This is a genomic window from Streptomyces rectiviolaceus (assembly GCF_039533825.1).
Classification (GTDB): domain Bacteria; phylum Actinomycetota; class Actinomycetes; order Streptomycetales; family Streptomycetaceae; genus Streptomyces; species Streptomyces rectiviolaceus.
In genome coordinates, this window is the sequence record NZ_BAAAUG010000038.1 from 117386 (window position 1) to 125608 (window position 8223).

General features: G+C 70.8%; 8 protein-coding genes. 5 read left to right on the plus strand and 3 right to left on the minus strand.

Annotation, left to right across the window (positions count from 1 at the left end):
- The first annotated feature begins 154 nt into the window (after window positions 1-154).
- Window positions 155-1654, plus strand: a complete 1500-nt coding sequence (locus tag ABD378_RS13070; RefSeq protein WP_344520855.1) for a right-handed parallel beta-helix repeat-containing protein — start codon at window positions 155-157, stop codon at window positions 1652-1654.
- Here the strand turns inward: ABD378_RS13070 and otsB are convergent.
- Genes otsB through ABD378_RS13085 form a run of 3 tightly spaced genes read right to left on the minus strand, consistent with a single transcriptional unit; the run spans window position 1642 to window position 4049 of the window.
- Complete coding sequence (gene otsB, locus ABD378_RS13075) at window positions 1642-2493, minus strand: trehalose-phosphatase (protein WP_344520856.1); 852 nt, start codon at window positions 2491-2493, stop codon at window positions 1642-1644. The genes ABD378_RS13070 and otsB overlap by 13 nt on opposite strands.
- Before the next feature lie 16 nt (window positions 2494-2509).
- Window positions 2510-2773: a DUF3263 domain-containing protein gene (locus ABD378_RS13080; RefSeq protein ID WP_344520857.1), complete on the minus strand. Its 264-nt coding sequence runs from the start codon at window positions 2771-2773 to the stop codon at window positions 2510-2512.
- A gap of 10 nt (window positions 2774-2783) precedes the next feature.
- A complete protein-coding gene (locus ABD378_RS13085; RefSeq protein WP_453086969.1) occupies window positions 2784-4049 on the minus strand; it encodes an extracellular solute-binding protein in 1266 nt (421 codons plus the stop codon).
- 222 nt (window positions 4050-4271) lie between these two features.
- On the opposite strand from ABD378_RS13085, the gene ABD378_RS13090 reads away from it, so the two are divergent.
- From ABD378_RS13090 to ABD378_RS13105, 4 genes are all read left to right on the plus strand, one after another.
- Complete coding sequence (locus ABD378_RS13090) at window positions 4272-5165, plus strand: SIS domain-containing protein (protein ID WP_344520858.1); 894 nt, start codon at window positions 4272-4274, stop codon at window positions 5163-5165.
- 144 nt (window positions 5166-5309) lie between these two features.
- Window positions 5310-6305, plus strand: a complete 996-nt coding sequence (locus ABD378_RS13095) for an ROK family protein (protein ID WP_344520859.1) — start codon at window positions 5310-5312, stop codon at window positions 6303-6305.
- Window positions 6305-7447, plus strand: coding sequence for an N-acetylglucosamine-6-phosphate deacetylase (nagA, locus tag ABD378_RS13100; RefSeq protein WP_344520860.1), 1143 nt, complete (start codon window positions 6305-6307; stop codon window positions 7445-7447). The genes ABD378_RS13095 and nagA overlap by 1 nt, the downstream gene beginning before the upstream one ends.
- Window positions 7448-7615: 168 nt before the next feature.
- Window positions 7616-8223 (plus strand): 1-phosphofructokinase family hexose kinase (locus ABD378_RS13105; RefSeq protein ID WP_344520861.1); only part of this gene is annotated, 608 nt, incomplete at its 3' end.

The following is an 8223-nucleotide window of genomic DNA, read 5'->3' on the forward strand; positions in this document are numbered from 1 at the left end:
CATCTTGTACGGGGTCTGGGGCGGGCGGAGCCCCAGGTAGGCCCTCGCGCCCAGCGAGTTTTCGGGAAGGGGCGGGGTTGGGGAAAATATCCGTCCAACCTCAGGCCACGTTTGTCCATGGGCCGCTGACCGCACAGGTCGCTACCTTCCCCGCATGCCCCTACGCCGCACAAGCATCGTGGCCCTCACCGCCCTGGCCCTGGCAGGGGCAACGGCCACGGCCGCGCCCGGCGCCGCCGCCAACGCGGCGACGTACTACGTCGACTGCGAAAGAGGCGACGACTCCGCGGCCGGGACCACCGGAGGAACCGCCTGGCGCAGCCTGGAGAAGGCAAGTGCCCACACCTACGCCCCCGGCGAGAAACTCCTGCTGCGGCGCGGCACAAGCTGCACGGGGGTGCTGGCTCCCAAAGGTGCGGGTGCGGCCGGCGCCCCCGTGCTGATCGACGCCTACGGAAGCAAGAAGGCCGCCAAGCCGCACATCGAGGCGAACGGCGCCCGCGCCGCCCTGCATCTCGTCGACACCGAGCAGTGGGAGATCCGGAACCTCGATCTCTCCAACACCGGGCCCGCCACCACCACCGAACGCCGAGCAGGGCTCTACGTCCAGCTCACCGATTACGGCGTCGCCGACCACTTCCTCGTCGACGGAGTCGACGTCCACGACGTGAACGGCGCCGACTTCAAGGACCCGGACCCCTCCGGCGGGATCCTCTTCGTCGTGCAGGGGACCAAGACCCCCACCCGTTTCCATGGACTCCGCGTCGAGGACTCCACCGTCCGCCGCGTCGACCGCACCGGCATCGGCACCATGTCGACCTGGGGCAGCGGGACGGACGCCGACGCCGAACTCCTCTCCAGCGGCGTGGAGTTCGTACGGAACAAGGCGTACGACGTCGGCGGCGACGGCATCGTCATCCATGAGACCCGCAAGGCCCGCGTCGAGCACAACTACGTGGACGGCTTCAACATGCGCTCGGCGGGCTACAACGCCGGGATCTGGGCCTGGGAGTCGCAGGACGCGCTCTACCAGTACAACGAGGTCACCGGTGGCCACGGGACGCGTGACTCGATGGCGTACGACATCGACGGCGGGAACCTGCGCAACACCTACCGCTACAACTACAGCCACGACAACGAGGGCGGATTCCTGCTCGTCTGCAATGGGGAGGGGAAGGTCAGCGACGGCAATCGCATCCACGACAACATCAGCGTCAACGACCGGAACACGGCCTCTCCGTACGCGGTGATCTCCGTCGTCTGCGGGGCCGCGACCGATACGCAGGTCTATCGGAACACCGTGGTCACGCATCGCGCCGACACCGCCATCGTCTCCAACAACGGGCCCACCGGCGTCACCTTCCGCGACAACATCTTTGTGGGCGCGCCCGGTGCCGGATCCCCCATCAAGGACACCGTCAGCACCTTCAGCAACAACCTGTACTGGCGCACCTCGCAGCCCCGCGACACCACCGGCGTCAACGCCGACCCGCGCTTCCTTTCCCGCACCCCCGGCGCCCCCGGCGACGTACGCCTGAAGCCCGGCTCACCGGCTCGCGGTCAGGGCACGGCGGTCGACGACGGGACCACCCGCGACTACTTCGGGAATCCGATCCCCGACCCGCCCAACCTCGGTGCTGATCAGTCCAGTTGAGCGGCGATCGCCCCGAGTAGCTCCACTACGCCCTGCGGTCCTTCCACCACCAGGTCGGCCCGCTCGGCCAGTTCCGCGACCTCCGCGCTGCCGCTGCACACGAGCAGGCCCCGCACCTGGTCCGAGCGGAGCTTCTCCACGGCCGCGAAGGCGGGCAGGTCGCCCAGGTCGTCGCCCGCGTACAGGACGGTTTCGGCGCCCACTTCGCGTACGTAGTCGGCGAGGGCCACGCCCTTGTCCATGCCCGGGGGGCGCAACTCCAGGACCAGACGGCCCGGTTCGACGATCAGGCCGTGGCGGGAAGCGAGTTCGGCGAGCGGCTCGCGCAGGGCCTCGAAGGCGGCCTGCGGGTCGCGTGCGCGGCGGGTGTGGACCGCGACCGCGCGGCCTTTCTCCTCTATCCACGTGCCGCGCCAGGCGCCGATCGTGTCCAGGAAGCCGGGCAGTTCGGCGCGCACGGACGCCACGCCGGGGTGCGGCTCGGCCGCGTGCACGGTGGAGGAGACGGCGTCCCAGCGCTCGGCGCCGTAGTGCCCGAGCACGACGAGGTGTTCGAGGCCCTGGACACCCGCGAGGCCGCCGTAGCGCACCGCCACGCCCGCGGGGCGCCCGGTGACGACGGCGACGGACAGCACCTTCGGCGCGAGCGCGGAGAGGGCCGGGACGGCGCCCGGGTGGGCGCGGGCGTGTTCGGGGTCGGCCACGATCGGCGCGAGCGTGCCGTCGAAGTCGAGCGCGATCACGGCCTTGCCGGGGCGCGCGAGGAGCGCGGCGAGGCCCTCGCGCCCCGCGGGGGTCACGGGCTCGGGCAGCTCGGCAGAGTACTCAAGGTCACCCATGGGCCAGACCCTACGCTCAACGCTCCCCGCGCCGGGACTCCCTAACCCGCCGAAGCCGGTTGACGGTCACCGGATCGTGCGCGAGGGCGCGGGGGTCGTCGAGCAGGGCGTTCAGGAGCTGGTAGTAGCGGACCGGCACCAGGCCGAGCTGCTCGCGCACGGCCCGCTCCTTCGCGCCGGGACCTGTCACCCAGTCGCGGCGCTCCAGGGCGAGGATCGCGCGGTCGCGCTCGGAGAGCCCGGTGTCGGGGAACGCGTCGTCTTCCGTGGCATCGGTCATGCCCGACACGCTATTCCGCGTTCTCCTCGGTCGCCGCCTTGGTCTGGAGCTGGCTGAGGATCGACGCCGGATTGCCGTTCGTGTCGACGGCCTTGCCGATGTACTTCTTGACGTCGACGGAGACCTGCGCCCAGGACGTCTTGCCCACCGGGTACAGCTGCGACGTGGGCAGCTCGTCAAGGAACTCGGCGAGCGCCTTGTCGTTCTTGTTGCCCGTCATCTCCTCGGCGGCGGAGTTCGTCACGGGCAGCAGGTCGTACTCGCGCGAGAAGTCCAGGACGTTCTTCGTGCTGTAGGCGAAGTCGAGGAACTTGCCGATCTCCTCGCGGTGGCCCTTCTGCTTGAAGGCCATCATCCAGTCGGCGACGCCCATCGTGGACTGGGCGTGGCCGTTCACGCCGGGCATCGGCACCATGCCGTACTTCACGCCCTTCTTCGCGGCCATCTGCATCAGCGTGGGATGGCCGTTGAGCATGCCCACGTCGCCGCGCGTGAAGGCGGCGAAGGCCTCGGCGCGGTCGAGCTTGGCGGGGGGCGTGGCGCCCGTCAGGCCCTTGCCGACGAGCTCGTCCTTCAGCCAGGTGAAGGTCTTCACGTTCTGCGTGGAGTCGATGTCGTACGTGCCGACGTTGTCGGTGTAGCCGCCGCCACCGCTGAGCAGCCACTGCATCGTCTCGGCCTGCGCCTCTTCCTTGCCGAGCGGCAGGGCGTAGGGGATCTTCACGCCGCGCGCCTTGAGCGCCTTGGCGTCGGCCGCCAGGTCGGTCCAGCTCTGCGGCGGGGTGAGTCCTGCGTCCTTGAAGATCTTCTCGTTGTAGAAGAGCAGGCGCGTGGAGGAGGCGAACGGCATGCCGTACTGGACGCGCTTGACCTCGCCCGCCTCGGCGAGGGGAGCCATGAAGTCGGCCTGGGTGGAGATGGAGACCAGGTCCTCGGTGCGGTACAGCTTGTCCCGCGCGGCATAGTCGGCGTACGCGCCGATCTGGGCCAGGTCGGGGGCGTCGCCCGCCTTGACCATCTCCTTGACCTTGCGGTCCACGTCGGTCCAGGAGTAGACGCTGACGTCGACCTTGATGCCGGGGTTCTCGGCCTCGAACTTCTTGGCGAGTTTGTCCCAGTACTTCTGGGAGCTGTTGGCCTTGGAGTCGCCGTAGTCGGCGGCCACCAGCTTGAGGGTGACGTCGCCTGAATCGCCGGGACCACCGCAGCCGGCGAGTACCGCCGCCATGCCCAGTGCGGCTATCGCCGCGGTCAGTCCTGTCGCGCGCCGCTGCACAGCTGTTCCCACCCTCGAAGATCTATGTGAACTGCGATTTTCCCTCGCGTATGGACGCAAGGTCTACACCACCTCAGTATCGCTTGTGCAACGGCGTACTACTGACGTCCCACCATTGCCGTGGGGGTCGAGCTGCTGCTAAGCACGTCACGTTCCCTTGAGTGTCGACCGAGTGTCGGCGAGCACGTCGTGAAGTTCCGCACTGGCAAGGAGCCTTGACGCATGTCGCGTACCGCAACAGAGATAGCAACCCAGCCCGCCTGCTGGCACCGGGCGGCCGATGCCGCTCTCACCTTCGACGGACTGCCGGAGCCGGGCGAGCGGGTGGCCGTCACCGGGTGCGGGACGTCGTGGTTCATGGCCATCGCGTACGCGGCGCTGCGCGAGGCCGCCGGGCAGGGCGAGACGGACGCGTTCGCGTCATCGGAGTTCCCCGCGGGGCGGAAGTACGACCGGGTGGTCGCCATCACCCGGTCGGGTACGACGACGGAGGTCCTGGAGCTGCTCGGCGAGCTGAAGGGCGTGGTACCGACCACGGCCCTGACCGCCGACCCGAAGACGCCGGTCATGGACGCGGCCGACTCGGTGGCGGTCCTGGACTGGGCGGACGAGCAGTCGGTCGTCCAGACCCGGTTCGCGACGACCGCCCTCGCCTTCCTGCGGGCCGGGCTCGGTGACATCCCCGGCGTGAAGTCGGTCGCCGAGGCGGCGGTCGACGCGGAGCTCGCGGTGTCGGAACCGTTGCCTCCGGCGGTCTTGGCCGCTGAGCAGTGGACGTTCCTGGGTCGCGGCTGGACGTACGGGCTCGCCCTCGAGGCCGCGCTGAAGATGCGGGAGGCGGCGGGGGCGTGGACGGAGTCGTACCCGGCGATGGAGTACCGCCACGGGCCGATCTCCATCACCGGGCCCGGCCGGGTGGCGTGGATGTTCGGGGTGCTGCCGGAGGGGTTGGCCGGTGATGTGGCTCGCGTCGGCGGTGAGCTTGTCGCTCGCGAGGAGGCGGATCCTCTCGCTGACCTGATCCGCGCCCAGCGCCTTGCCGTGGCCCTCGCGGAGGCGCGGGGCTTCGACCCGGACCGACCCCGGAACCTGACGCGGAGCGTCATCCTGGGCTAGTCGGGTACTGCGGGGCAGACGGGTGGGTGGGTGGGAGACATCCGCCGCGAAGCGGCGGTTTAGGGTCACCCACCCACCGGAGCAGACCGGCGATTACCCGAAGTGGACTAGACCTCTCGCGGCCGACGCGCGAGACTGTCCCCCGTGAGACACGTCATCGCCCTCGATGTGGGCGGCACCGGAATGAAGGCCGCCCTGGTCGGGGCGGACGGCGCGCTGCTCCATGAGGCGCGGCGGGCCACCGGCCGGGAACGCGGGCCCGACGCCGTGGTCGAGTCCATCCTCGACTTCGCCGCCGACCTCCGCGCCCACGGGATCAAAGAATTCGGGGAACCCGCGGCCGCGGCCGGCGTCGCGGTCCCCGGGATCGTCGACACCGAGCGCGGCATCGCCGTCTACGCCTCGAACCTCGGCTGGCGCGACGTCCCCATGCGGGAGCTGCTCAGCCGCAGGCTGGAAGGCGTACCCGTGGCCCTCGGTCACGACGTACGCACCGGCGGCCTCGCCGAGGGACGGATCGGCGCGGGCAAGGGCGCCGACCGCTTCCTCTTCGTGCCGCTCGGGACGGGCATCGCAGGGGCCATCGGGATCGGCGGCGGCATCGAGCCCGGCGCCCACGGCTCCGCGGGCGAGATCGGGCACATCATCGTGCGCCCCGGAGGACCGCCCTGCGGCTGCGGCCAGCGCGGCTGTCTGGAGCGGCTCGCCTCCGCCTCCGCGGTGAGCGAGGCCTGGGCGGCGGCCAGCGGCGACCCGGATGCGGACGCCGCGGACTGCGCGAAGGCCGTGGAGTCGGGCGACCCGCGGGCGCGGCAGGTCTGGCAGAACGCCGTCGACGCGCTCGCCGACGGCCTCATCACGGCCCTCACCCTCCTGGACCCGCACACCCTGATCATCGGTGGCGGTCTCGCCGAGGCCGGGGAAACCTTGTTCACACCCCTGCGGGCGGCCATGACGGCACGCATCGTCACGTTCCAGACCCAGCCCCTCATCGTCCCGGCCGCCCTGGGGGACACCGCCGGGTGCCTGGGCGCGGGCCTGCTCGCCTGGGATCTCCTCGGCGAACCCGATGCCCCGACCGACCCCGACCCCGACCCTGATCCCGACCCCGACCCCGATTCCACGGAGGTAACCGCCTGATGGCCGCTAGCAAGGTCCTCGCCGGTGCTCAGGTGGTCCTGCCCACCGGGACCCTTTCCAACGGCCGTGTGATCGTCGACGGCACGCGCATCACCGGGAGCGCTCCCGCGGATGCCGAGATCGTCGACCTCGCCCCCGGTCACTGGGTGGTCCCGGGCTTCGTCGACATCCACAACCACGGCGGCGGCGGTGCCTCCTTCACCTCCGGCACGGTCGAGGACGTACTCAAGGGCGTCCACACGCACCGCCTGCACGGCACGACCACCGTCGTCGCCTCCACCGTCACCGGTGAGATGGACTTCCTCGCCCAGCGGGCAGGGGTGCTCTCCGAGCTGGCCGAGCAGGGCGACATCGCGGGCATCCACTTCGAGGGTCCTTTCATCTCGCCGTGCCGCAAGGGCGCGCACAGCGAGGCGCTCCTGCGCGACCCCGACCCCGCCGACGTCCGCAAGCTGATGGACGCGGCCCGTGGCCGGGCGAAGATGTTCACGCTCGCCACCGAGCTGCCGGGCGGCATCGACTCCGTACGTCTCCTCGCCGAACACGGCGTGATCGCGGCCATCGGCCACACGGACGCGTCGTACGAGCAGACGGTGGAGGCCATCGACGCGGGCGCCACCGTCGCCACGCACCTCTACAACGCGATGCCGGGCCTCGGGCACCGCGAGCCGGGCCCGATCGCCGCGCTCCTGGAGGACGAGCGGATCACGGTCGAGCTGATCAACGACGGCACGCATCTGCACCCCGCCGCGTTCGAGCTGGCCTTCCACCACGCGGGCGCGGCCCGCACCGCGCTCATCACGGACGCGATGGACGCGGCGGGCTTCGGCGACGGGCGGTACATGCTCGGCCCGCTGGAGGTCGAGGTGGCGGACAGCGTCGCGCGCCTCGTCGACGGCGGCTCCATCGCGGGCTCGACCCTCACCCTTGACCGCGCGTTCAAGCGCTCGGTGACCGTCGACGGCCTCCCGGTCGAGGACGTCGTACGGGCGATCTCCGCCAACCCGGCCAGGCTCCTGGGCATGTACGACAAGGTCGGCTCGCTTGAGCCCGGCAAGGACGCCGACCTGGTGGTCCTTGACGCGGAGTTCGACCTGGTGGGCGTCATGCGCAAGGGTGCGTGGGTGGTTGCGCCCAATTAGGCCCAACTCGGGTGATTTCACCACCCGTTGCGGCCCCGTTGAAGTGGCAACAAACAGCAGGCGGTTGGCCCGGACCTCTGGGCCAACCGCCTTCTGTTTGGCATGATCAGACCCCGGAAGAGGCCGACAGCAAGCGCGTTCTCCAGTGAGTTCGGGGGTGGGTGGCGAGTGATCCTCACAGTCACGCTGAATGCCGCCCTGGACATCACCTACCGCGTCCCCACCCTCACCCCGCACGCCTCGCACCGCGTCACCGAGGTCATCGAACGGCCCGGCGGCAAGGGCCTGAACGTCGCCCGCGTCCTCGCGGCCCTCGGCCACGACGTGACGGTGACCGGTTTCGCGGGCGGCGACACCGGACGCGTCCTGCACGACCGCCTCGCGCGCGAGCCCCGCGTCACGGACGCGCTCGCACCCGTCGAGGGCGCCACGCGCCGCACGCTCGCCATCGTCGACGCGGCGAGCGGCGACACCACACAGCTGAACGAGCCGGGCCCGACGGTCACGCCCGCCGAGTGGTCCGCGTTCCGCGAGTCGTACGAGGATCTGCTGCGCCGCGGCATGTCGGCGGTCGCGCTCTGCGGGAGCCTTCCGCCGGGGGTCCCGGTCGGCGCGTACGCGACCCTCGTACGGGCCGCGCGCGCCGCCAAGGTCCCCGTGCTCCTGGACACCAGCGGCGAGGCGCTGCGCCGTGGCGTCGCCGCCCGCCCCGACATCGTCAAGCCGAACGCCGACGAGCTGGCCGAGCTGACCGGCGCCCACGAGCCCGCCCAGGC

Coding starts and splice junctions, on each gene's coding strand:
- ABD378_RS13070 (WP_344520855.1), top strand. CDS start 155: ATGCCCCTACGCCGCACAAGCATCGTGGCCCTCACCGCCCTGGCCCTG.
- otsB (WP_344520856.1), bottom strand. CDS start 2,493: ATGGGTGACCTTGAGTACTCTGCCGAGCTGCCCGAGCCCGTGACCCCC.
- ABD378_RS13080 (WP_344520857.1), bottom strand. CDS start 2,773: ATGACCGATGCCACGGAAGACGACGCGTTCCCCGACACCGGGCTCTCC.
- ABD378_RS13090 (WP_344520858.1), top strand. CDS start 4,272: ATGTCGCGTACCGCAACAGAGATAGCAACCCAGCCCGCCTGCTGGCAC.
- nagA (WP_344520860.1), top strand. CDS start 6,305: ATGGCCGCTAGCAAGGTCCTCGCCGGTGCTCAGGTGGTCCTGCCCACC.